We start from the raw sequence: 24419 nt of genomic DNA, 5'->3' as shown, positions 1-24419 counted from the left end.
GGCCTTTTTTATTGCATGTCGCGATTAACCGCGGCGCTGTTTCACCGCCTGCGCCAGCTGACGCAGGGCTTTTTCCGTGTCTTCCCAGCCAATGCAGGCATCGGTGACGCTCTGGCCATACACCAGCGGTTTGCCGCTTTCGAGGCTCTGGTTACCTTCCACCAGATGGCTCTCAATCATCACGCCGGTAATCGCCTGCTCGCCGCCCGCAATCTGCTGCGCAACGTCATCGGCAACCACCATCTGACGCTGGAACTGCTTGCTGCTGTTGGCGTGGCTAAAGTCGATCATCACCTGCGGACGCAGGCCCGCTTTCTCCAGACCGGTTTTCACCGCTGCCACATGCTCAGCACTGTAGTTCGGCTCTTTACCGCCGCGCAGGATGATATGGCAATCTTCGTTACCGCTGGTTTCCACAATCGCTGAGTGGCCATATTTGGTCACCGAGAGGAAGCAATGAGGCGCGCTGGCTGCACCAATCGCGTCAATCGCCACTTTAATGGTACCGTCGGTGCCATTTTTGAAACCAACCGGGCAGGAAAGACCGGAGGAGAGTTCACGGTGCACCTGCGATTCAGTAGTGCGCGCGCCAATGGCGCCCCAGCTCATCAGATCGGCCATATATTGTGGCGTGATCATGTCGAGGAACTCACCGGCCGCCGGCAAGCCGATATCATTGATATCCACCAACAGCTTACGTGCCAGACGCAGACCATCGTTAATCTGGAAGCTGCCATCCATGAAGGGATCGTTAATCAGCCCTTTCCAGCCCACCGTGGTACGCGGTTTCTCAAAGTAAACGCGCATCACCACTTCAAGATCGTCTTTCAGCTCATCACGCAGTGGCAGCAGACGAGCGGCATACTCTTTCGCCGCTTTGGTATCGTGAATTGAGCAAGGACCAATCACCACCAGCAGACGATCATCTTCGCCGTGCAGGATGCGGTGAATTGCCTGCCGTGACTGCGCTACGGTTTCAGCCGCTTTATCGGTGGCGGGGAATTTTTCAAGTAAGGCAACAGGAGGAAGTAACTCTTTGATCTCTCTGATGCGTAAATCGTCGTTCTGGTAATCCATACGTCATTCCATTCAAATTTCTGGCCCAACGTCCGTCGGGCGCAACCCGCCCACTTTAGCCCTTCACAGGGTGGGTGTAAATTACGTACCCGTCTTAAAATGTACATCTCAAATTTGCATTTATATTTCCATGCACTAAGCTTTTTAAATGTAAGCACTAAGGATTGATGTGTTTGCAAAATTTAATATTTAAGCGAAGCGTATAAGGTGGAATTTTATTCCATCGCGGCACGCTATTTTCGTCACACAACACCAGCAGGTGTTTGACGGCAACTATCCATTAATTACTGGAGCATAATGATGAATAAGTTTGCAATTATCTTTCTGACGGCAGCGATGACTTTAGGTAGCGGTGCGGTTATGGCTGCAGATAACTCTTCAGACAATAATGGCGCGGCTAATGCTGCAGCTGAAGCGGGCGCAGCAGCGGGCGATGCAAAACAGAACCTGCCACCGAATAACGTTGATAACAGCAAAATCAACAGTGGCAGCACCAATACTAATAGCGCGGCAACCTCAGGCACTGATTCAAGCAATATGTCAGCCAGCCAGGTTCACAAAAACAGCATGTGTAAAGACGGCAAATGCCCGGATATGAATAAGAAAGTCGACACTAAAGAAGGTGGCGGCCACGTGAAACATAAAACTGACGGTACCGCGCAATAAGGTTACCAGCAGTTTAAATAAGGGAGAGCTTCGGCTCTCCCTTTTATTTTTCCCCCTGCCCTTTTCCGCTATGCTGGAGCAATGAAATTCACAGGAACTGATTCATGGCTTCATTGCTACTTATTGATGATCATCCGTTAGTTGCCGTCGCACTGGAAGCGGCGAGTGCTCACGCCCCCATCCCCTTAAAAATTCACGCTGCTGGCGATGAAGCGCAAGCACGCCAACTGCTTCAGCTGCATCACATTGATGTGATTGTGCTTGATATCGGTTTGCCGGACTGCGACGGACTGGAGCTATTGCGCCGTTTACGCCTGCGCAATCAGCAATGCCCGGTGTTGATCTACTCAGCACAGCAGAGTCGCCACACGTTGCTCAGTGCGGTATCGCTCGGTGCCGCCGGTTATGTGGTAAAGAGCCAAAGTATGGCGCAACTGCTCAGTGCCATTTTGGCGGTGCTCGGCGGCCAACAAGCCTTCCCGCCGCTGCCAGAACGTATCGAACTGCCTTTAACCGAGAAAGAGCAGCAAATTGTGGCGCTGCTGGTGAAGGGATTGTCGAATTTGCAGATTGGCGAACAGCTGCATATCAGTAATAAAACCGTAAGCACCCACAAGAAAAATATTCTGGAGAAAACCGGCGTGCAATCGGTTGTAGAACTCGCCGAACTGTGGAAAGCGCAGCAGTGAGGATTTGGCTGTTGCTGTGTACGTTACTGCTGAGTCTGCTGGCGAGAGCCGATTTGCAACCCGCCAGCAGCGTGATGTTGCCCGCCATGATGCCTGCGCCGCATGCTGAGCCATGGCCCGGTGCATCGTTGCGCGTCGCGGTTCCGGCGCAAAATAGCGCCCCATGGGCGATGCGGATCGGCGATCGCATTTGGGGCATTGATGCTGATTATCTTAGTGCTCTCAGCCAACTGACCGGCACCCACTTTACGCTGCAAAGCTATGCGGATCGTAGTCAGCAGCTGGCGGCGCTGCAGCGCGGCGAGGTGGATTTGGTGTTGAGCACCGAACACACACAGTTGCCGCCCGATATTCTGCTGAGCGACAGCTGGTACAGCAGCCCGATTCGCATCTATCGCAACCGCGATAACCAGCGCGCGGTGATGTTCAATAGCGAGACCGCCCAGCTCACTATCGCTGAAGCCACGCTGGCCCAACTGCCAGCCGATTTTGTGCAGCAGCACCGCTGGCATAGCCTGCCGGGTGATCTGCAGGCGCTGTATGCCTTGCTGAATCAGCAGAGCGATTATCTGGTGGCTGACGAAGCCAGCGCGGGCTTTTTGCTCGGCCAGCTGCAGCAGGGACAGATTTATCAGATTACCGCCGATCCCGGCGCCAGCGAGTTAACCTTACGCGCTTTAACGCGCGATCAAGCCCTGATTCACTGGCTCAACAGCCAGCTGCGCCTGCTGCCCGCCGAGTTCAGCAATCGCGTACAGCAGCGCTGGAGCCCGCCGCTGTTGCGCTATCAGGACACGCAAACCCTGATGCTCTCAGCCAGCGAAAAGCAGTGGCTGGCGCAGCATACTGACATCCCTTACGCCGTTGAAGCAGATAACGCCCCGTGGAGCTATCGCGATAGCAATGGCAATGCTCGCGGCTTTGGTATCGATCTGCTCAATGCGCTCAGCCAAAGCACCGGCCTGCGCTTTACGCCGCATTGGGTTAGCAATCCGCAACAGGCCACCACGTTAATGCAACAACAGCAGGTGATGCTGAAACTGTTTCAGCCGCTGTTTGGCGACGATGCCAACAGCAATACCTTGCCGGTTTGGCGCGCCATTTGGGGGATTTATACCCTTTCCACATCGCAACCCATGAACTGGCAAACCCTGCAAGGCCAGCGCGTTGGCATCGTGCGCGCAGATTTAGCCCAGCGTTTGTTGCCACCCGGCATGGTGCCACAGCTGTTTGAGGATCGCGCACAGCTGTGGCAGGCGCTGAACAGTGGTCAGATCGATGCCTTAGTGGATAACGTGCTGTCAGCGCGCTGGCGCATGGCGAGTCATCAGGATAATCGCGTTCATCTGGCGTTTGCCGCCAGCGATATTGCCTGGCCATTGGCGCCGCAGGTCAGTGCTGCACAACCGCAGTTACGTGCGCTGCTCGATCATGCACTCCAACAGATTCCCCCCGACACGCTCAACCAGATGCGCGTGAGCTGGTCACAGCCGCCACAGCCGGGTAACAGCATGGCGATGCGCAATATTCCGTTGATGATCCTGATCGTCGCCGGCATGACGATTTTGCTGCTATTAGCCTTGTTGCTGCGTCGCTATTGGCAACAGCGCCGCGACCGGCGGCAGCGCGAACAGGCCGAGCGCGCTAATGCCGCCAAGAGCCAGTTTCTCGCCACCGCCAGTCACGAGCTGCGTACGCCGATGCAGGCAATTCTCGGTTTGCTGGAGCTGGAACAGCAGCAGCATCCGAGCGAACGCCTGGCGCTGATGCACAGCAGCGCGCGATCGCTGATGGCCCTGTTGAACGATCTGCAGGATCACGCACGCATTGAGAGTCAGAGCTTCCGCCTGGCGCCACGCCCGCTTAATCTGGTGCACTGGCTACAGCAACAGCAGCAGTTTTATCATCCTTTGATGCGTGACACCGGGCCAGTGCTGATTGCTGAAGCGCTGACGCCGCTACCAGCCTGCGTGTTGCTGGATGGCGATCGCCTGCAGCAGGTGGTGAATAATCTGGTGGCCAACGCGCTAAAATTTACCCGCGCGGGCGAAGTGCGCCTGTCGCTGGCGGTCGAGGAAGATATTCAGCTGACGGTGACCGACAGCGGCAGTGGCATCCCGCTCAGCGAGCAAGCGCAGCTGTTCGAGCCATGGTACCAAGCGCCGTCCGGCAAAAGCCATGCCGTGCAAGGCAGCGGCTTGGGGCTGTTTATCTGCCGCGAAATCGTGCAACGCATGGGGGGCACGCTGACGCTGACTTCGCAGCCAGGACTCGGCACCACGGTTAGGGTGCAATTGCCGCTGGTGCTGAGTGAAGCGCCATCAACCGAGCGCACAGCAAGCTGGCCACGCTATTCCCATTTGCGCGTAGCGATCGTTGACGATCATCCCACCAATCTTTTAGTGATGCAGCAGCAGCTGGCCAACTTTGGCGTGGAAGCAATGGTGTTTGAAGAGGGTCGAGCGCTGCTGCAGGCAGATGACAGGCAGCCGTTTGATATGCTGTTTATCGACCAGATGATGCCGCGCCCGGATGGTTTAACCCTGCTGCGCATTCTGCGCCGTCGTCAGCGCCAGCGTGGCACAAACGTGCTGCGCGTGCTCTGCTCTGCCGATGTACAGTTGCTGAAAATGACGCTGCAGGATGATGAAGCATTACTGTTAAAACCGTTCGAGCTCGATCATCTGGCACCGCTGCTGGCGCGAGCGGCAATGGATCCATTGGCTGCGTTGCCAAATAGCCTGCTGATTCTGGCGCAGAATAATCAGGCGTTTATTCCGCGCATTTGCCAGACTCTGCAACGTACCCTACAGCAGGATCGTGATGCGCTGCTTAACGCGCGCGCGACCCAGAACTGGTCCTTACTGGAACAGGCGGCGCACCGCATGAAGGGCAGCTGGTTGATGTTGGGTATGGAGGAGGTAGCCGAGCGCTGCCAGCAACTGATTGTGCAGGCTAAACAGCAACAGTTGCAGGTTGATAATCTCAATTTACTGATATCATTAACAAACAGGTTACTAAAACAACTGGAAAATTATGGCACACACTCATTCTCACGGCTCAGCTAACGGCAACCGCACGCGACTGGCGGCCGCATTTGGCGTGACCGCGCTGTTTATGGTGGCCGAAGTGATTGGCGGACTGGTTTCAGGTTCGCTGGCGTTACTGGCGGATGCCGGACATATGTTGACCGATGCCGCCGCACTGCTGATGGCGCTGCTGGCCGTACAGTTTGCCCAGCGCAAGCCAAATGCGCGTCATACGTTTGGTCTGCTGCGTTTGACCACGCTGGCGGCGTTCGTTAACGCTATCGCGCTGCTGGTAATTACCGTGCTGATTGTCTGGGAGGCGCTGCGTCGCTTCTATCAGCCACAGCCGATTGCCGGTGGTTTGATGTTAGGCATCGCCATTGCCGGATTATTCGCTAATCTGCTGTCATTCTGGCTACTGCATCGCGGCAGTGAAGAGAAAAATCTTAACGTGCGCGCTGCAGCGCTGCACGTGCTCGGCGATTTACTCGGTTCGGTTGGTGCAATTGTCGCCGCCGTAATCATTATGCTGACTGGCTGGACGCCGATTGACCCGATTCTTTCGCTGCTGGTGTCATTACTGGTGGTGCGCAGCGCCTGGTCGCTGCTGCGTGAGAGTTTGCATGAGTTACTGGAAGGCGCGCCAGGCCATATCAATGCCGATAAGCTGTCGCGCGAGCTGACGCGCAATATTGATGAGGTGCGTAATGTGCATCATGTGCACGTTTGGCAAGTAGGTGAAAAACCGGTGCTGACGCTGCATGTGCAGGTGATACCGCCTTACGACCATGACGGCTTGCTGCAACGTATTCACCACTATTTGCACGAGCACTATCAAATTGCCCACGCCACGGTGCAGATGGAGTATCAAGCCTGTAGCGGACCAGATTGCGAGCTCGGTTTAGAGAGTCATGCAGCGCAGCACGATCATCATGATCATGCTGCGCTGGAAGGACATGCCCATCACCATCACTGATGTGATAGCGCACGCGAGCCGTGTTCGCGTGCGCTTTGCATCCACAAGCGCGAACCGTTGAGGGCAATCAGCGTCAGGATCGCGTACTCGAGCGACATCGCATACACGCCCTGACGGGCGAAAATCATTACGCTAATCACGTTGATCACCACCCACAGCAGCCAGTTTTCAACGTATTTACGCGTCATCAGAATCATCGCCACAATCGACAATACCATCATGCACGAATCCCAGAATGGGAACGCATCGGGCTGTAGCTGCGGCATCGCCACGTTGAGTCCCATGCTCTGCATGATACCCACCGCGGTTTTGGTTAGAAAAGCGAACACCGGATCGATGTACACCGTCATCAAGGCAATCGCCACCACGCATGCCGCACCCCAGCCCAACGCTTTCGGCAGCGGCAGCCAGCGAATCCGTAACTCGTGTTCGTTATTGGACGTTTGCCGACTCCACGCGTACCAGCCATAGACGTTGGCGACGAAGAAGAACAACTGCAACAGCAAGCTGGCATAGAGCTGGATCTGGAAAAAGATCACCGCGAACAGCGTGACGTTAATCAGACCGAAGAAGTAGTTGATGATTTTTTCGAGACTGGCAAGCCAGATGCACATCAGGCCCGCGACGGTGCCGACGGCTTCAATCCATGAGAGATCGTAGCCGCCCACGCCGAGCGGGATGTGAACCAGGATATTTTGCGTGCTAAAGAAGTCCATGCTAAGTACCTATACCCTAAATATTAAGGGTGCGCGTCATGCGTTCCCTTTTACCTTGAGTTTGAGATCTGCTGCAAAGGATAGCATGCGGTTGAGCGGTCGCAACGCGGCCTCCCGCAAGGCGCTGTCCACGTGAACTTCATGCTCGCTGCCGCCGCGCGCCAATCCTTCAGCAATCGCTTTCAGGCCGTTCATCGCCATCCACGGACAGTGCGCGCAGCTGCGGCAAGTCGCGCCCTCGCCGGCGGTTGGCGCTTCCAACAGCTCTTTTTCCGGCACCGCCTGCTGCATTTTGTAGAAGATACCGCGATCGGTGGCGACGATCATTTGTGGATGCGGCAAGCTTTGCGCCGCCTGAATCAGCTGGCTGGTGGAGCCCACCGCATCGGCCAGATTGACAATCGCCTGTGGTGATTCCGGATGCACCAGCACCGCTGCATCCGGATAGAGTGCCTTCATGCGTTGCAGCGCCTGGGTTTTGAATTCGTCATGCACGATGCACGCGCCCTGCCAGCACAGCACATCGGCGCCGGACTGCTGCGTGACGTAACGGCCAAGATGGCGATCGGGTGCCCAGATAATTTTCTCGCCGAGGCTGTCGAGATGCTCAATCAGCTCAACCGCGATGCTTGATGTTACCACCCAATCCGCACGCGCTTTGACCGCCGCTGAAGTGTTGGCATACACCACCACGGTGCGGTCAGGATGTTGATCGCAGAAGCGATTGAACTCTTCAATGGGGCAGCCGAGATCGAGCGAACATTCGGCCTGCAGCGTGGGCATCAGTACGGTTTTTTCCGGGCTGAGGATTTTCGCGGTTTCCCCCATAAAACGCACGCCCGCCACCAGCAAGGTTTTCGCCGGATGCGTGCTGCCAAAACGCGCCATTTCCAGTGAGTCCGACACGCAGCCGCCGGTCTCTTCCGCTAGCGCCTGAATTTCGGGATCGGTGTAGTAGTGCGCCACCATCACCGCATCACGTTCTTTCAGCAGGCGTTTGATTTCGTTCTTATAGTGGGCTTTTTCATCGTGGCTGAGACGTGCCGGTTTCGGCGGGAAAGGATAGATTGCGCTTTCAGGATCAAACATCAGGCTCATGACACGGCTCTCGTTTTCTCAATTTAACAAAATTGCCTGCTACGGCAATGATGCGGCATCAAAACCGCTGTCGTGTTTTATATGCTAAACACGATAGCGGAATTACGCGAGAGTGTCGTCTCTTTTTTGCGCGCCCTATAGCAACAATACGCTGCTCATAGATTTCTGTGGGCTTTCCAATTCCAGCAGGAATGCTTTAACGCTGAGACCGCCCGCGAAGCCGGTCAGTTTTCCGTTGCTGCCAATCACGCGATGGCACGGCGCCATAATCGACAGCGGGTTTTTACCGTTCGCCGCGCCTACCGCGCGCACCGCTTTGGGATTACCGATTTGAACGGCGATTTGCTGATAGCTACGGGTTTCACCAAACGGAATCGTGAGTAGCGCTTGCCAGACTTTTTTCTGGAATTCGGTACCAACCGTGTCGTATGTCATATCAAACTGCTGGCGCTCACCAGCGAAGTATTCGCGCAGCTGGCGTTCCGCCTCACAGAGAATGGGGTGTTGATCGTTATGGCTGATCGGCGTCAACGGTACGCGCTGCGCACCTTCGTTTTCCCACAGAATGGCCGACAATCCGTTGTCAGTAGCAATAAGCGTGAGCTCCCCAACAGGGGTGGCGATATTTTTGGCATGATACATAGTGCACCTCCGACGTAATCTCTGTTGGCGATTATCGCACTTCTAACCTGAGAAACTGGCTGTTTTCGGTCATCAGCATAAACTGGTTAGCTGTCCGAAAGTAGCGAGTTTTCCTGTTCAGCTTGCGCGACCATGCGGTTTATTTGCTGGAGATCATGATGTTTGATCCTGAAATTGCTTACCAGGCGCTGACCTCGCGTGATAGTCGCTTCGACGGGCTGTTTTTCGTTGGCGTGACGTCAACCGGCATTTATTGTCGGCCCATTTGCCCGGTGAAAGCGCCGATGCAGAAGAACTGCCTGTTTTTTAGCAGCGCTGAAGCCGCCGAGAAAGCGCATTTCCGCCCCTGTTTGCGTTGCCGCCCTGAGCTGGCGCCGGGCTTTGCACCGGTGGACAGTCATCATCGTATTGCCGATCGCTTAATTCGACGCATCGAAGAAGGTTTGCTGGAGGAGCAGGAGACGCTCGCAGAGATTGCTCGCGAGTTTGACCTAAGTGAGCGCCAACTCCGTCGAGTAGTGCAGCATGAGCTAGGTGTGTCGCCATTAGAATTGCGTCAGACGCGCCGTATGCTGCTCGCTAAGCAACTTTTAACTGAAACCTCGCTGCCAGTGACGGAAATCGCTTACGCGAGCGGCTTTCGTAGTCTGAGGCGTTTTAATGATGTGTTTCAGGCACGTTATCGCATGACGCCTTCCCGCTTACGCAAGCAGAGCCAACCCGATTCTGTCACTCCCATTCAGGAAAGTGCCGAGCTGCGCCTGAGTTATCGCCCGCCTTATGATTGGGACGCAATACTCGATTTTCTACAGCAGCGCGTGATGAAAGAGGTGGAATGGGTGAACGGCGGCATTTACCACCGCACCGTGGCGTTGGGCAATTGTCGCGGCTGGGTGCGCGTGAGCCATCTTGCTGAGAAACAGTCGTTGAAAGTGCAATTCACCACGTCGTTGACGCCGGTGCTTCCCGCCCTACTGCGTCGTCTGCGCGATCTGTTTGATTTGGATGCGCAACCACAGCGTATAGCAGAGCATCTGAGCCACGATCCGCTACTGGCGGAGAGTTTATCGCGCTTTCCCGGTTTACGCGTTCCTGGTGCGTTTGACGGCTTTGAGCTGGGTGTGCGTGCGATACTCGGCCAGCAGGTTACCGTGAAAGCCGCAACGACGTTGAGCAGTCGTATGGCACAACGCTTTGGCGAATCACTAGCAACGCCGTGGCCAGAGCTGTCTCGTTTGCCACCCAATGCGGAGACGCTGGCGGCGGCAAGCATTGATGATATCGCCAGCCTCGGAATTGTCAGTGCGCGTTCACAAGCCATTCAGGCTTTGGCGCAGGCGCGTGCTTCTGGCGCTTTGCGGTTTAACGGTGCGGTGAATCCTGATGTGGTTCAGCAACAGTTACTGGCGCTGAAAGGGATTGGGCCGTGGACGGCGAGTTATATTGCGATGCGCGCTCTGCGTTGGCCGGATGCGTTTCCGAAAGAGGATATTGCGATTCGTAATAATCTTGGCGGCGTGAGTGCCAAAGTGGCGGAACAGTTATCACAGGTTTGGCGACCGTGGCGCAGCTATGCTGTGCTGCATATTTGGAAAAGTCTGACGCCGGTTAAGGTCATTAAAAGTAATTAAACCGTGCCAACAGCCGAAAGGATCGGGCGGTTGCGTAAAATCGCCGTGGATACATCCCTGTAGGCTCTGCCGGCGCATCCATGCGCCGGAAGCTTTACTCCACCGCCCGATCCTTCCGTCTTCGTTATGCATCGGTGCGATTATTTAAAGCAACGACAAAGCTTAAGGGCCAGTAAAGGCGAGTGCGGAAGGAGCTAAGCGTCCGAGCCATGGACAAAAACGCCGGGAGCGTTTTTGCACAACGCGAAGCGTTGCCCGCGTGCGGGCGAGCCTCATGGATGAGGCGAGTACTTGCGAGGCCGATCCACAGGGATGTGATGTGTCTTCGCGATCCGTCCCGCCTTTTAGAGCCCGGCACCCATCCCAAAGCAACACTGCTAAAATTTTATTAAAACGTAGAAAAGCAAAAAGGCGCCTTTAGGGCGCCTTTCTACATAACTGGTGGGTCGTGCAGGATTCGAACCTGCGACCAATTGATTAAAAGTCAACTGCTCTACCAACTGAGCTAACGACCCGTTGAGGGCTTACAACCTTATGCTTGATGGTGGGTCGTGCAGGATTCGAACCTGCGACCAATTGATTAAAAGTCAACTGCTCTACCAACTGAGCTAACGACCCATCAAGGTTGTGAAGCTTACTGAAGAAATCATCTCACTAACAACGGGTTGAGATGGTGGGTCGTGCAGGATTCGAACCTGCGACCAATTGATTAAAAGTCAACTGCTCTACCAACTGAGCTAACGACCCATCTTCAGTGCTGCCGATACTTGTTAAGATATGTCCCGGCAACGGCGGCATATATTACTGATTTAGCGGGGCGGCGCAACCCTTATTTTCCACTAAATGTCTCAATTGCTTACCTTTCATGCTGTAAGACCAGAAATCACACGAAATCCGGTCTTTTATGCACAAATTACAACCCGGCAAGGCGTTTTTGCGCCTGCTTCGCAGAATCACTATTTGGGAATTGTTTGATCACTTGCTGGAAGACGGCCTTGGCTTTCGCCGTGTCATTCTTCTCTTGCATGATCACGCCAACTTTAAACAGCGCTTCTGGGGCTTTTGGCGATTTCGAATAATTCTTTACCACTGTGGCAAAATAGTAAGCGGAATCGTCTTTTTTACCCTTGTTGTAAAACAGCTGACCAAGCCAATAGTTGGCGTTCGGCTGATAGGTAGAATCAGGATATTTCTTCACCCAAGCCTGCAGGGCGGTAATCGCCTGATCGTACTGCTTCTTCTCCAGAATCAGCGCAACGGCAGCATTGTAGTCCGTATTGGCATCGCCGGTTTGAGCTGGCGCTGCCGCAGTGGCGCTGCTGTTGCTGCCGCTATCAGAGGTCGCTGCGCCCGCTGCAGCAGCATCGGCACCACCGCTCGCCTGGGCACCGTTGCTGCCGGAGCTGAGGCTATCGATCTGCTGATAAAGCTGTTTCTGGCGCTCAATCACCTGATTAAGCTGATAGCTATTTTGCTGGATTTGCCCGCGCAGCGAATCGATATCGCTTTGGTTATCGCTCATCTGCTGCTGCAACTGCTGCAGAAGCTGAGCCTGGGCATTAGAGATACGTTCAAGAGTGGTGACGCGGTCTTCGACCGAGCCTGAGCCAACGCTACTGATTGACGCCTGGGCATTAGCGGCCCAGGGGGCCGCTAAACCAACCAGTAACGACAGACTCAATAGATGAAGTCTGAAGTTACTCATCATACGATTATCTTAGTAAACCAGTACGGCACGACGGTTTTTAGCGTAAGCCGCTTCGTCATGACCCAGTACAGCTGGTTTTTCTTTACCGTAAGACACGATAGACATCTGGTCAGCAGAAACGCCTTTGCCTTGCAGATACATCTTAACGGCGCTTGCACGACGTTCGCCCAGGGCGATGTTGTATTCTGGGGTACCGCGCTCATCCGCATGACCTTCGATGGTCACTTTGTAAGACGGGTTGCCACGCAGGAATGCAGCGTGCTGATCCAGCATCTGAGCGTAATCAGACTGCACGTCATACTTGTCCAGACCGAAGTAAACGATGTTGTTCTGCTGCAGCTGCTGCATCTGCAGACGTGCTTGCTCGTCAGAAGACATGTTACCGTTCTGGCCCGCACCAGCACCGTAAGCACCGTCGTTAGCGCCCATACCAGTCTGATCGTTGTTGTTGTTTTTGTGTGAGCTACATGCAGCTACTGCGATAACCGGCAGAGCCAGCATCAAACCCTTCAGCACTTTATTCAGTTGCATTTCTTTATCCTATTATTTTGTTTGCCATACATTTTAATCCCCCGCCGTGCAGGGGACCTATGCATCACAGATACGGCGACCAGGCAGGGAATTTGACCTGTCCATCAGTTGCCGGAAGACGCGCTTTGAAACGCCCGTCGGTTGAAACCAACTGCAACACGGAACCCATCCCCTGAGTAGAGCTATAGATTACCATTGTGCCGTTTGGCGCCAGACTTGGCGTTTCATCCAGGAACGTGTCCGTTATTGTTTGAACGGCTCCCGTTACCAGATCCTGTTTGGCGACATGCTGAGCGCCACCGGCGCTGCTGATCATCACCATCGTTTTACCGTCAGTTGACACGTCCGCATCCTGGTTTTGCGCACCTTCCCAGGTAATACGTTGTGGCGCACCGCCGTTAACTCCAACTTTATAAATCTGAGGCGCACCGGCCTGATCCGAGGTATAAGCCAGCGTCTGGCTATCCGGGAACCACGTCGGTTCAGTGCTGTTGTAGCGGCCATCTGTAACCTGACGCGTCTGACCTGAAGCCAGATCCATCACGTACAGGTTCAGGCTACCGGTTTTCGACAGCGCGAAGGCCAATTTAGAACCGTCTGGTGAGAAGGCTGGCGCACCGTTGTGACGCGGATAAGAAGCTACCTGACGGATTGCGCCGTTAGACAGCGTCTGCACTACCAGCGCAGATTTGCCGCTTTCGAAGGTCACATAGGCCACTTTGCTGCCATCTGGCGACCAGGCTGGCGACATCAATGGCTGCGGTGAGCGGTGAACCACAAACTGGTTGTAGCCATCGTAATCCGACACGCGCAGCTCATACGGGAACTGACCGCCATTGGTCTGGACCACGTAAGCGATACGGGTACGGAATGCACCTTTAATGCCCGTCAGCTTCTCGAACACTTCATCACTGGCGGTGTGCGCGGCATAACGCAGCCACTGCTTAGTCACTTTATAAGAGTTCTGGGCCAACACGGTACCTGGGGCACCGCCGGTATCCACCAGCTGATAGGCAATTTGATAGCTGCCGTCAGCGTTAGGGGTTACCTGACCGACAACGACTGCATCAATACCTAATGCACTCCACGCGGCAGGCTGTACTTCCTGCGCGCTGGTGGGTTGTTGTGGCAGACGAGAACGATCCAGCGGGTTAAATTTACCGCTGTTGCGTAAGTCAGCGCTAACAATGCCGCCGATGTCTTCTGGTGCCGCGCCTGGGCCAGCCCATTGGAACGGAACCACACCAATAGGACGTGCGGTGTTAACGCCCTGCGTAATTTCAATACGTACTTCTGCATGGAGCATGGCTGCCCACAGCAGTACAAAAAAACCTAAGGTTACACGAAGTGCCTGCTTCATCTTATCTCCCTTACCTGAACCAGAGGTTCATGATAATTCGCACAGTTCCTGAAAAACACGAGTACTCATAGAGTACGGCAAGCTAACCTTAGTTCAACCTGCCGTACGTTACTGCATTTATTGAGGCTTGAAATCCAGAGGTGCGTTTTTGAACACCTGATAAACTTCCTGGCTCGGCGGCTTAGGAATACGAGCCTGCTGAGCAGCTGCAACCGCAGCCTGGCAAAGTGCCGGGTCGCCTCCTTCAGATTTAACGCCAGCCACAGTACCGTCTGACATCAACTGAATACGCAAAGTACAGGTTTTGCCCTTAAAGCTTTCCCAATCATAAAATTTACTTTTGATTGCTGCCTGGATTTGGCCTGCATAATTACTAATGTCTGCACCCGATGCGCCAGACTTCTTCTGATTGCCCTGCCCAGCCGCGCCGCCCGAAGCGGTACCGCTTTTCGGTGCGTTCTTACCAGAAGATAAACCACCTAACAGGTTATCGACGTCACTTTCGTTTTTCGCCGCTTCAGCTGCTGCCTTTTTCTTCGCATCCGCCGCTGCCTTGGCTTTCGCCGCCGCATCCGCTTTTGCCTTGGCAGCCGCATCGGCCTTGGCTTTCGCCTCTGCTGCAGCTTTCTCTTTCGCTTCTGCAGCGGCCTTCTCTTTCGCCTCAGCCGCCGCTTGCTCTTTGGCCTCTTTTGCTTCCTGAGCTGCTTTCGCCTTCGCATCGGCAGCAGCCTGGGCTTTCGCTTCAGCGTCCGCTTTGGCTTTCGATTCTGCGGCGGCTTTCGCCTGTTGTGCCGCTTTCTCTTTCGCCGCTTCAGCAGCAGCCGCTTTCGCTTGCTCTTCGGCTTTCTTCTTCGCATCAGCCGCGGCTTGCTTAGCCTCTTCTACCGCTTTGGCTTTGGCATCGGCGGCTGCTTTTGCCTGCGCGTCCGCTTCTGCTTTGGCATCCGCTTTGGCTTTCGCGGCGGCCGCTTCGGCGGTTTTCTGCTGTTCCTGCGCTTGCTTAGCGGCGGCTTCAGCGGCTTTCTGTTGCTCAGCCTGCTGTTTGGCCTGCTCTTTGGCTTCCTGCTGTGCCTGCAAGCGCTCTTTTTCCATCTCTTTCAAGCGTTGCTGCTCGGCAGCTTGTTTCTGCTGTAACTCTTCGGCCTGCTGCTGCGACTGTTTTTGCCGCTGCTGCTCGGCACGCTGACTGTCTCGTTGCTGATTCTGCTGGCGGTTATATTGCTCAACCACGGCGCCTGAATCGACCATCACTGCGTCAATATCACTGCCGCCGCCACCGCCGCTGGATTCGATTTTTTCGTTAAACGAGCTCCAAATCAGTAAGGCGATCAGCACGATGTGCAGAATCACCGAAACAATTATCGCGCGCTTTAACTTGTCGTTCTGCTCGGTTGCCTTCGACACTCTCGGTTCCCAAAAACGGTTCGCTTTAAATCGGCTGCGTCATCAAACCGACAGATTTCACGCCGGCCTGATGTAACAGGTTCAGCGCCTTGATGATTTCGTCGTAAGGCACGTCTTTCGCACCGCCGATCAGGAAGACCGTTTTCGGATTGGCTTCAATCCGGCGCTGCGCTTCGCTTACCACCTGCTCCGGCGGCAGCTGCGTCATACGATCGTGATCCACTACCAGGCTGTACTGGCCAACGCCAGCCACTTCAACAATCACCGGTGGATTATCATCAGTTGAGACGGTTTTCGAATCTGTCGCATCCGGCAGATCCACTTCCACGCTCTGGGTAATAATCGGCGCGGTTGCCATAAAGATGAGCAGCAACACCAACAGTACGTCCAGCAGTGGAACAATGTTGATTTCCGACTTAAGGTCGCGCTTACCGCGACCACGGGTTCTGGCCATCGTAAACCTCGACTTACTTCGTGTTGTCGGTGGAGAAAGCCTGACGATGCAGGATAGCCGTGAACTCTTCCATAAAGTTGTCGTAGCCCTGTTCCAGCTTGTTAACGCGCTGGTTCAGACGGTTGTACGCCATAACGGCAGGAATAGCCGCGAACAGACCGATGGCCGTTGCGATCAACGCTTCAGCAATACCCGGAGCAACCATCTGCAACGTTGCCTGTTTTACCGCACCGAGGGCGATAAAGGCGTGCATGATCCCCCACACCGTACCGAACAGACCGATATACGGACTGATGGAACCCACGGTGCCAAGGAAAGGAATGTGGTTTTCGAGCGTTTCCAGTTCACGATTGAAGGAGATACGCATCGCACGGCTCGCACCCTCCACCACCGCTTCCGGTGCATGGTTATTAGCACGATGCAAACGCGCAAACTCTTTGAAACCTGAATAGAAAATTTGCTCAGATCCGCTCAGTTCATCACGGCGTCCCTGGCTTTCCTGATACAGGCGTGACAGCTCGATACCCGACCAGAACTTATCCTCAAACGCTTCGGCTTCGCGCCCCGCCGCATTCAAAATGCGCGTACGCTGAATAATGATCGCCCATGAGGCAATAGAAAAGCCGATCAAAATCAACATGATAAGTTTGACCAGAAGGCTCGCCTTCAGGAACAAATCAAGAACATTCATGTCAGTCACTGCTTGAACTCCGCGACAATAGACTTGGGAAGCGCAATTGGCTTCATTAGATGTGGGTTGATGCAGGCAATCAGGACTTCTGCTTCATTTAGCACTTTGCCTTCTGCATTCACGATACGCTGCGAGAACGTCATAGTTGCACGCGTCATTGAGGTCACTTCTGTTTGAATTTCCAGAAGATCGTCCAGACGGGCAGCCGCAACAAAATCGATTGTCATGCGTCGTACCACAAAAGCCACCTGCTCTTCCAACAGGACTTGCTGATTGAAATGGCGCTGGCGCAACATTTCGGTACGTGCTCGTTCATAGAAAGCAAGATAACTGGCATGGTAAACCACACCACCGGCATCGGTGTCTTCGTAATAGACACGAACCGGCCAGCGAAACAGCGTTGTACTCACTCTACATCCCGGTCTCATTTTAAACGTTGCTACTATACGCAAGAGAGATCGGCTTGGGAATGGTCCGCCAGAGCCAGGAGAAAATAATTATCACACGTTAACAACTGGAAGGATTTTTGGGATGTTTCTTGACCTGGCACTGACAAAAACTCACGTCAACGCCTGAAAAAGCAGCAATTTTAAGTCCTGAGACAGGACTTAATAGTAGAACCAGACTATTCCTGTCAACAGCACCAGCATCGCCGGCAACGGTGAAAACAGTGCCTGCCAGCGTAGGCGCTGCGGTCGGAATCCAGTACCGTGCACCACGCCCGCGCACACTGCCCAAATCAGCACTAATCCATGCCATATTGCTAAATCACTGGTCCGCGCGGCGAAGCGCGATGGCTGCCAAATCACACAGCCCGCCAGCCACAGCGCAAGGATGAGCGAAAGGGCCCGCAGTGGGCCCTTGTCCATCAGACGATAGAGTGTCTGAATCAGTGCGCGCATCAGACTTGTTCGTCCTTCGCGCTGCTCTCTTCTACATGCTCCAGCGCCAGCGCCGTAATCACACCGAACGCACAGGCCAGCAAGGTGCCAAGAATCCAGGCAAAATACCACATGCTCAATCTCCTTAATCAGTACAGGGAGTGCGTATTGCTCTCAATGTGTTCTTTGGTGATACGGCCAAACATCTTGTAATAACACCAGGCGGTGTACGCCAGGATAATGGGTACAAAGATGATGGCTGCAATGGTCATTACTTTCAGCGTCAGCAAGCTAGATGTGGCATCCCACATTGTCAGGCTGATGCCCGGCACGGTGCTGGATGGCATGATGAACGGGAACATCGCAATACCCGCCGTCATAATGACGCAAGCCAGCGTCAGTGAAGAGAAGATGAATGCCCAGGCACCCTTCTCCAGACGCGAGCAGAGAATGGTCAGCAGCGGCAGCACCACACCTAACAGCGGAAACAGCCACAGCACCGGCGTTTGCTCAAAGTTCACCATCCACGCACCGGCTTCACGCACCACATCTTTACCCAATGGGTTAGATGCCGCGTGATGATCGATGACGCTCTTCACCACATAACCGTCGATACCGTATTTCACCCAAACACCGGCCAGAATGAAACACACCATCATCACCAGCGCAGTGATTTGCGCGGTGGTACGGCTGCGCAGGTGCAAATCACCCGCAGTACGCATCTGCAGGTAGGTTGCGCCCTGTGTCAGGATCATCGCCACACTGATTACGCCGGCCAGTAAACCAAATGGGTTCAACAGCTGGAAGAAGTTGCCGGTATAGAAGAGGCGCAGATATTCGTCAGCATGGAACGGCACCCCTTGCAGCAAGTTGCCGAATGCCACACCAATGACTAACGGCGGAACAAAGCTGCCGATGAAAATGCCCCAATCCCACATGCCACGCCAGCGCATATCTTCAATCTTTGAACGGTAGTCGAAACCGACCGGGCGGAAGAACAGTGAAGCGAGCACCAAAATCATCGCTACATAGAAGCCTGAGAAAGCAGCGGCATAGACCATCGGCCAGGCGGCAAACAGCGCACCACCCGCCGTAATCAGCCAAACCTGGTTGCCGTCCCAGTGTGGCGCAATGCTGTTAATCATGATGCGACGTTCGGTATCGGTGCGCCCAAGAATACGGGTCAACATACCAACACCCATATCAAAGCCATCAGTGACGGCAAAACCGATCAGTAGGACACCAATCAGCAGCCACCAGACAAAGCGTAAAACTTCATAATCAAACATGGTAGCTCTCCTTATCCACGCACCGGCTGAGATGATGTCTTCAGCGTTTCATGATGATAGCGGCCGGTTTTCAGGCTGCTTGGACCGAGGCGCGCAAACTTGAACATCAGGTACATTTCGGCCACAAGGAACAAGGTGTAAAGACCGCAAATCAGAATCATCGAGAACAGCAGATCGCCTACGGTTAATGATGAGTTAGCGACTGCGGTCGGCAGCACTTCACCAATCGCCCACGGCTGACGACCGTATTCAGCGACAAACCAACCCGACTCAATCGCAATCCATGGCAAAGGAATACCGTACAGCGCCGCTTTCAGCAGCCAGCGAGATTTGCCAATGCGGTTGCGGATGACGCTCCAGAATGAGAGCGCGATAATACCCAGCATCAGCACACCACCCAGCACCATGATGCGGAAGGCGAAGTAGAGCGGCGCAACGCGGGGAATCGAATCCTGTTTCGCTTGCTGAATTTGCTCTTCCGTGGCGTTGGCGACATCAGCGGTGTAGCGCTTCAGCAGCAGGCCGTAACCGAGATCTTGTTTGCTCGCCTCGAACTGGCTGCGTACTGCCGGATCTTTACTGCCCCCACGCAACTCGTTCAGCAATGCATACGCTTTCATGCCGTTACGAATACGCACTTCATGCTGCGCCAACAGATCTTTCAGCCCGGTAACCGGCGTATCGACCGAACGCGTGGCAATCAGGCCGAGCAGATAAGGGATCTGAATTGCATATTTGTTTTCTTGCGTCTCCTGATCCGGAATACCAAACAGGGTAAACGCGGCTGGCGCCGGTTGAGTTTCCCACTCCGCTTCAATCGCGGCCAGTTTGGTTTTCTGCACATCGCCGATCTCATAACCCGATTCATCACCCAGTACGATCACCGACAAAATCGCCGCCATACCGAAGCTGGCTGCAATAGCAAAAGAGCGTTTTGCGAAGGCGATATCGCGCCCTTTCAGCAGATACCAGGCGCTGATACCCAGGATGAACATCGCACCCGCGGTATAACCGGCGGCAACGGTGTGCACAAACTTCACCTGCGCCACCGGATTCAGCACCAGCTCGGAGAAGCTCAGCATCTCCATGCGCATGGTTTCGAAGTTGAACTCAGAAGCGATCGGGTTTTGCATCCAGCCGTTCGCTACCAGAATCCACAGCGCGGACATATTAGAACCGAGCGCGACCAGCCAGGTGACTGCAAGGTGCTGCACTTTACCGAGACGATCCCAGCCGAAGAAGAACAGGCCGACAAAGGTGGATTCGAGGAAGAACGCCATCAGGCCTTCAATGGCCAGCGGCGCACCGAAGATATCGCCGACGTAGTGTGAGTAATATGACCAGTTGGTACCGAACTGAAACTCCATGGTCAAACCGGTAGCCACGCCCAGTGCAAAGTTGATACCAAACAACTTGCCCCAGAATTTGGTCATATCTTTATAAATCTGTTTCCCCGTCAGGACATATACGGTTTCCATGATTGCCAATAAAAACGCCATACCGAGCGTTAATGGGACAAACAGGAAATGGTACATCGCCGTCAGGGCAAACTGTAAACGCGACAGCTCGACAATATCTAACATGATGACTCCTTGCTCCTCGCATAAACTCGCTCTGCGGATACAACGGCAAACACACTGACATTGATGCGCAGAATTAGATTCAGGAACGACTGATTATTGATTCCAGTTTTATTACTGAGATAACAGAGAAACCTGTTGCCCGAAGTGAGCGAGTAACAGTGATAAAAATTTCCCGAAATAAACTCTCTTTCCAGTCAGGTTCAGGCAGAAGTGAGTTAAGGAGGCGACAGAATTGATATAACAACGCCTGACACAAACTCCTGAAAAATTATGAAGTAGACTGAATTGATGCAGCGCAATTTAAACCGGTTGGCCCGCGCTTAGCCAGTGGTAAAGTTTGCTATAACTCGCTATTTATTGATCTGGATTAAGGCTATAAATTTCCAGATGTGTAGTGTAAGAATGGTTGTTAATTAGTTGTCACAACCAGTTGGTAAAATTAAGAATATAATTACCTTTTCCGCAATTATTTAACCTCGATCTGGAAAGTTACGCGTCAATTCTTTGACAGAGATCTAGCGCCTTTTCCCTTCTTTACCTTGAACCCAAAGTAAGCATAGCCGCACTTTTTTAACCCGTTGCGCTTTTTCCCCTGATTTTTAGCAGGATATTGCCAAAAAAAAGACCACCCGAAGGTGGCCTTTTTACATCACTACGATGATGGCTTATTTGATTGGCAGAACCGCTTTAACCGCGTCACCAATGTCAGCCAGGCTACGTACGGTTTTCACACCGGCCGCTTCCAGCGCAGCAAACTTCTCATCAGCGGTGCCTTTACCACCGGCAATGATGGCGCCGGCGTGGCCCATACGCTTGCCTTTCGGTGCAGTCACACCCGCGATGTAGCCGACAACTGGCTTAGTCACGTGAGCTTTGATGTAGGCAGCTGCTTCTTCTTCCGCGCTACCACCGATCTCACCGATCATCACGATCGCTTCGGTCTGTGGATCGTCCTGGAACAGTTTCAGGATGTCGATGAAGTTAGAGCCTGGGATCGGGTCACCACCGATACCGACGCAGGTAGACTGGCCGTAGCCGATGTCAGTAGTCTGCTTAACGGCTTCATAGGTCAGCGTACCGGAACGCGAGACGATACCTACGCGGCCCGGCTGGTGAATGTGGCCCGGCATAATACCGATTTTACATTCGCCTGGCGTGATCACGCCTGGGCAGTTCGGGCCGATCATGCGCACGCCGGCTTCATCCAGCTTCACTTTCACGGTCAGCATATCCAGCGTTGGAATACCTTCGGTGATGGTGATGATCAGCTTGATGCCCGCATCGATCGCTTCCAGGATACCGTCTTTGCAGAACGGAGCCGGAACATAGATCACGGTGGCAGTTGCGCCGGTCGCTTCTACCGCTTCACGCACGGTATTGAACACGGGCAGGCCGAGATGCGTGGTGCCGCCTTTGCCTGGCGTTACACCGCCAACCAGCTGCGTACCGTAGGCCAGCGCCTGCTCAGAGTGAAACGTCCCTTGACCACCGGTGAAACCCTGGCAAATGACTTTGGTGTTTTTGTCGATCAAAATGGACATTATTTACCCTCCGCTGCAGCGACAACACGCTGTGCTGCGTCTGTCAGGCTGGTTGCTGCAATGATATTCAGACCGCTGTCCGCCAGTTTCTTAGCGCCCAGCTCGGCGTTGTTACCTTCCAGACGTACCACCACTGGCACGTTCACACCCACTTCTGCCACTGCACCAATGATGCCGTCTGCGATCAGGTCGCAACGTACGATGCCGCCGAAGATGTTAACGAATACCGCTTTCACCGCATCGTCAGACAGGATGATTTTGAAGGCTTCGGTTACGCGCTCTTTGGTTGCGCCACCGCCAACATCGAGGAAGTTTGCCGGCTCACCACCGTGATGTTTCACGATGTCCATGGTGCCCATCGCCAGACCGGCGCCGTTCACCATACAGCCGATGTTGCCATCCAGCGCAACGTAGTTCAGTTCCCACTGTGTCGCGTGCGCTTCACGTGGATCTTCCTGGCTCGGGTCGCGCATTTCACGCAGCTCCGGCTGACGGAACAGTGCGTTACCGTCTGCGCCCAATTTGCCGTCGAGGCAGATCAGATCGCCCTGCTTGGTGATCACCAGCGGGTTGATCTCAACCATTGCCAGATCGCGCTCAAGGAACATGGTCGCCAGACCCATAAAGATTTTGGTGAACTGGCTGACTTGCTTACCGGTCAGACCAAGTTTGAATGCTAACTCGCGGCCCTGATACGGTTGTGGACCCGCTAATGGATCCAGTGCCATCTTGTGGATCAAGTGTGGCGTTTCTTCTGCCACTTTCTCAATCTCAACACCGCCTTCAGTCGAGGCCATGAAGATCACGCGACGGGTTGCACGATCAACCACCGCGCCCAGATACAGCTCTTGATCGATATCAGTGGCTGCTTCAACCAGAATCTGGTTTACCGGCTGGCCGTGCGCGTCAGTTTGATAGGTCACCAGACGTTTGCCCAACCAATGCTCAGCAAAAGCACGAATGTCTTCTTTGCTATTAACCACTTTCACGCCGCCCGCTTTACCGCGGCCACCGGCATGAACCTGACATTTCACTACCCACGGACCGGCGCCAATTTTAGAAGCGGCTTCTTCGGCTTCACGTGGCGTGGTGCAGGCGTAGCCTGTCGGTGCTGGCATGCCATAGCGTGCAAACAACTGCTTCGCCTGGTATTCATGTAAGTTCATGATGTTCTATCCATTCAGGTAAGATTTTGGGCGCGCCGTCACTCCGCGCGCCCGGCGAAATTTAGACGTCCAGCAGCAGGCGAGCTGGATCTTCCAGCATCTCTTTCACCGCGACCAGATAGCCAACGGATTCACGACCATCAATCAGACGGTGATCGTAAGAGAGCGCCAGATACATCATTGGCAGAATCACTACCTGACCATTGACCGCCATTGGGCGCTCTTTGATGGCGTGCATGCCCAGAATCGCGCTCTGCGGCGGGTTAATGATTGGCGTAGACATCAGCGAACCGAATACACCACCGTTGGTGATGGTGAAGTTACCGCCGGTCAACTCGTCAACCGTTAGCTTGCCGTCACGGCCTTTCACTGCCAGCTCTTTAATCTTCTTCTCGATGTCGGCCATGCTCAGCGCATCAACATCTTTCAGCACCGGCGTTACCAGACCACGCGGGGTAGAAACCGCAATGCTCACATCGAAATAGTTGTGGTAAACCACATCTTCGCCATCAATAGACGCGTTCACTTCCGGGAAGCGTTTCAGCGCTTCAACCACCGCTTTGATGTAGAAGGACATGAAGCCCAGACGCACGCCGTGACGCTTCTCAAACGCATCGCCGTACTGCTTACGCAGATCCATGATTGGCTTCATGTTGATTTCGTTGAACGTGGTCAACATGGCGGTGCTGTTTTTTGCTTCCAGCAGACGCTCGGCAACACGCTTACGCAGACGCGTCATCGGTACGCGTTTTTCGCTGCGGTTAGCCACAGCAGCCTGCGGTGCAGCCGCAGCGGCGGGTGCTGGCGCTGCTTTGCCGCTGTCGGCTTTCTTCGCCAGATGTTTTTCCACATCTTCACGCGTCAGACGGCCGCCCACGCCGGTGCCTTTGATCTGGCCAGCATCGAGGTTGTTTTCAGCAATCAGACGGCGTACCGCTGGGCTGAGCGCATCGTTGCTCTCTTCTTCCAGCGAAGCTGTCTGGCGCTGAGCCGGAGTAGACTCGTTGCTTTCCGCTTTTGCCGCGGTCTCTTTCCCGCCGCTGTTGCCCTCTTTCAAGCGGCCCAGAATCTGGCGAGAAGTGACGGTAGCACCTTCATCTTCCAGCACGGCTTCCAAAATGCCGTCTGCGGAAGCAGGCACTTCCAGCACCACTTTGTCGGTTTCAATCTCTACCAGTACTTCATCGCGGCTCACAGAGTCGCCAGGTTTTTTGTGCCAGGTTGCAACCGTTGCGTCCGCTACGGATTCAGGCAAATCGGGAACGAGAATTTCTACGCTACTCATTT

At 54.2% G+C, this 24419-nt stretch carries 23 protein-coding genes and 3 tRNA genes; 5 read left to right on the top strand and 21 right to left on the bottom strand.

The features are described 5' to 3' along the window. Positions 1–24 precede the first annotated feature (24 nt). The gene (gene aroG / locus WH298_RS15650; protein WP_180823275.1) at positions 25–1077 is read right to left on the bottom strand and encodes a 3-deoxy-7-phosphoheptulonate synthase AroG; all 1053 of its coding nucleotides are present in this window, start codon (positions 1075–1077) and stop codon (positions 25–27) included. 300 nt (positions 1078–1377) lie between these two features. Between aroG and WH298_RS15645 the strand changes: the two genes are divergently transcribed. From WH298_RS15645 to zitB, 4 genes are all read left to right on the top strand, one after another. Continuing rightward, on the top strand, positions 1378–1743 hold the full coding sequence (locus tag WH298_RS15645) for a YbgS-like family protein (RefSeq protein ID WP_180823274.1): 366 nt from the start codon (positions 1378–1380) through the stop codon (positions 1741–1743). A gap of 104 nt (positions 1744–1847) precedes the next feature. Further along, entirely contained in the window at positions 1848–2432 is a 585-nt protein-coding gene (locus tag WH298_RS15640) for a response regulator transcription factor (RefSeq protein ID WP_049850921.1), read from the top strand. Beyond that, positions 2414–5500, top strand: a complete 3087-nt coding sequence (locus WH298_RS15635) for an ATP-binding protein (protein WP_180823273.1) — start codon at positions 2414–2416, stop codon at positions 5498–5500. The genes WH298_RS15640 and WH298_RS15635 overlap by 19 nt, the downstream gene beginning before the upstream one ends. After that, positions 5469–6437, top strand: coding sequence for a CDF family zinc transporter ZitB (gene zitB / locus WH298_RS15630; RefSeq protein WP_049850919.1), 969 nt, complete (start codon positions 5469–5471; stop codon positions 6435–6437). Before WH298_RS15635 ends, zitB begins: the two co-directional genes overlap by 32 nt. Here the strand turns inward: zitB and pnuC are convergent. The 3 genes from pnuC to WH298_RS15615 all read right to left on the bottom strand — a co-directional run bounded on the left by pnuC (position 6431) and on the right by WH298_RS15615 (position 8893). Next, positions 6431–7153, bottom strand: a complete 723-nt coding sequence (pnuC, locus tag WH298_RS15625) for a nicotinamide riboside transporter PnuC (RefSeq protein ID WP_180823272.1) — start codon at positions 7151–7153, stop codon at positions 6431–6433. The genes zitB and pnuC overlap by 7 nt on opposite strands. Positions 7154–7189: 36 nt before the next feature. Then, positions 7190–8251, bottom strand: coding sequence for a quinolinate synthase NadA (gene nadA, locus WH298_RS15620; RefSeq protein ID WP_180823271.1), 1062 nt, complete (start codon positions 8249–8251; stop codon positions 7190–7192). Between the two features lie 135 nt (positions 8252–8386). Beyond that, positions 8387–8893 carry a methylated-DNA--[protein]-cysteine S-methyltransferase gene (locus tag WH298_RS15615; RefSeq protein ID WP_180823270.1) on the bottom strand — a complete coding sequence of 169 codons (507 nt, stop codon included), beginning with the start codon at positions 8891–8893 and terminating at the stop codon, positions 8387–8389. A 158-nt stretch (positions 8894–9051) separates the two neighbouring features. On the opposite strand from WH298_RS15615, the gene WH298_RS15610 reads away from it, so the two are divergent. Beyond that, positions 9052–10524 (top strand): AlkA N-terminal domain-containing protein, encoded by a 1473-nt coding sequence (locus WH298_RS15610; RefSeq protein ID WP_180823269.1) that lies wholly within the window; start codon positions 9052–9054, stop codon positions 10522–10524. A 439-nt stretch (positions 10525–10963) separates the two neighbouring features. Here WH298_RS15610 and WH298_RS15605 read toward each other — a convergent pair. From WH298_RS15605 to odhB, 17 genes are all read right to left on the bottom strand, one after another. Beyond that, a tRNA-Lys gene (locus WH298_RS15605) sits at positions 10964–11039 on the bottom strand. A 27-nt stretch (positions 11040–11066) separates the two neighbouring features. After that, a tRNA-Lys gene (locus WH298_RS15600) sits at positions 11067–11142 on the bottom strand. A gap of 53 nt (positions 11143–11195) precedes the next feature. Further along, positions 11196–11271 (bottom strand) — tRNA-Lys (locus WH298_RS15595). Positions 11272–11437: 166 nt separating this feature from the next. Further along, positions 11438–12232: a cell division protein CpoB gene (gene cpoB / locus WH298_RS15590; RefSeq protein ID WP_180823268.1), complete on the bottom strand. Its 795-nt coding sequence runs from the start codon at positions 12230–12232 to the stop codon at positions 11438–11440. A 9-nt stretch (positions 12233–12241) separates the two neighbouring features. Next, entirely contained in the window at positions 12242–12763 is a 522-nt protein-coding gene (gene pal, locus WH298_RS15585) for a peptidoglycan-associated lipoprotein Pal (RefSeq protein ID WP_007890635.1), read from the bottom strand. 64 nt (positions 12764–12827) lie between these two features. After that, positions 12828–14123, bottom strand: coding sequence for a Tol-Pal system beta propeller repeat protein TolB (gene tolB / locus WH298_RS15580; protein WP_007890636.1), 1296 nt, complete (start codon positions 14121–14123; stop codon positions 12828–12830). A 117-nt stretch (positions 14124–14240) separates the two neighbouring features. Next, the gene (tolA, locus tag WH298_RS15575) at positions 14241–15527 is read right to left on the bottom strand and encodes a cell envelope integrity protein TolA (RefSeq protein ID WP_049850915.1); all 1287 of its coding nucleotides are present in this window, start codon (positions 15525–15527) and stop codon (positions 14241–14243) included. A gap of 25 nt (positions 15528–15552) precedes the next feature. Beyond that, the gene (tolR, locus tag WH298_RS15570) at positions 15553–15981 is read right to left on the bottom strand and encodes a colicin uptake protein TolR (protein ID WP_007890638.1); all 429 of its coding nucleotides are present in this window, start codon (positions 15979–15981) and stop codon (positions 15553–15555) included. Between the two features lie 13 nt (positions 15982–15994). Then, positions 15995–16681, bottom strand: coding sequence for a Tol-Pal system protein TolQ (tolQ, locus tag WH298_RS15565; RefSeq protein WP_007890639.1), 687 nt, complete (start codon positions 16679–16681; stop codon positions 15995–15997). Then, positions 16678–17100 (bottom strand): tol-pal system-associated acyl-CoA thioesterase, encoded by a 423-nt coding sequence (gene ybgC, locus WH298_RS15560; protein ID WP_191322252.1) that lies wholly within the window; start codon positions 17098–17100, stop codon positions 16678–16680. The genes tolQ and ybgC overlap by 4 nt, the downstream gene beginning before the upstream one ends. A gap of 180 nt (positions 17101–17280) precedes the next feature. Continuing rightward, the gene (gene ybgE, locus WH298_RS15555) at positions 17281–17574 is read right to left on the bottom strand and encodes a cyd operon protein YbgE (RefSeq protein WP_180823267.1); all 294 of its coding nucleotides are present in this window, start codon (positions 17572–17574) and stop codon (positions 17281–17283) included. Continuing rightward, complete coding sequence (cydX, locus tag WH298_RS15550; protein ID WP_007890642.1) at positions 17574–17687, bottom strand: cytochrome bd-I oxidase subunit CydX; 114 nt, start codon at positions 17685–17687, stop codon at positions 17574–17576. The genes ybgE and cydX overlap by 1 nt, the downstream gene beginning before the upstream one ends. A 15-nt stretch (positions 17688–17702) precedes the next feature. Further along, complete coding sequence (gene cydB / locus WH298_RS15545) at positions 17703–18842, bottom strand: cytochrome d ubiquinol oxidase subunit II (protein WP_049850913.1); 1140 nt, start codon at positions 18840–18842, stop codon at positions 17703–17705. Positions 18843–18853: 11 nt separating this feature from the next. Continuing rightward, entirely contained in the window at positions 18854–20425 is a 1572-nt protein-coding gene (gene cydA, locus WH298_RS15540; RefSeq protein ID WP_007890644.1) for a cytochrome ubiquinol oxidase subunit I, read from the bottom strand. Positions 20426–21090: 665 nt separating this feature from the next. Further along, positions 21091–21966: a succinate--CoA ligase subunit alpha gene (sucD, locus tag WH298_RS15535; protein WP_007890645.1), complete on the bottom strand. Its 876-nt coding sequence runs from the start codon at positions 21964–21966 to the stop codon at positions 21091–21093. Then, on the bottom strand, positions 21966–23132 hold the full coding sequence (sucC, locus tag WH298_RS15530; RefSeq protein WP_007890646.1) for an ADP-forming succinate--CoA ligase subunit beta: 1167 nt from the start codon (positions 23130–23132) through the stop codon (positions 21966–21968). Before sucC ends, sucD begins: the two co-directional genes overlap by 1 nt. 61 nt (positions 23133–23193) lie before the next feature. Beyond that, positions 23194–24417, bottom strand: coding sequence for a 2-oxoglutarate dehydrogenase complex dihydrolipoyllysine-residue succinyltransferase (gene odhB / locus WH298_RS15525; RefSeq protein ID WP_007890647.1), 1224 nt, complete (start codon positions 24415–24417; stop codon positions 23194–23196). Positions 24418–24419: the final 2 nt, after the last annotated feature.

Source organism: Pantoea nemavictus, assembly GCF_037479095.1.
Classification (GTDB): Bacteria; Pseudomonadota; Gammaproteobacteria; order Enterobacterales; family Enterobacteriaceae; genus Pantoea; species Pantoea nemavictus.
Note: the sequence above shows the minus strand (reverse complement) of the source record. Positions and strands in the feature narration are given on the sequence as shown.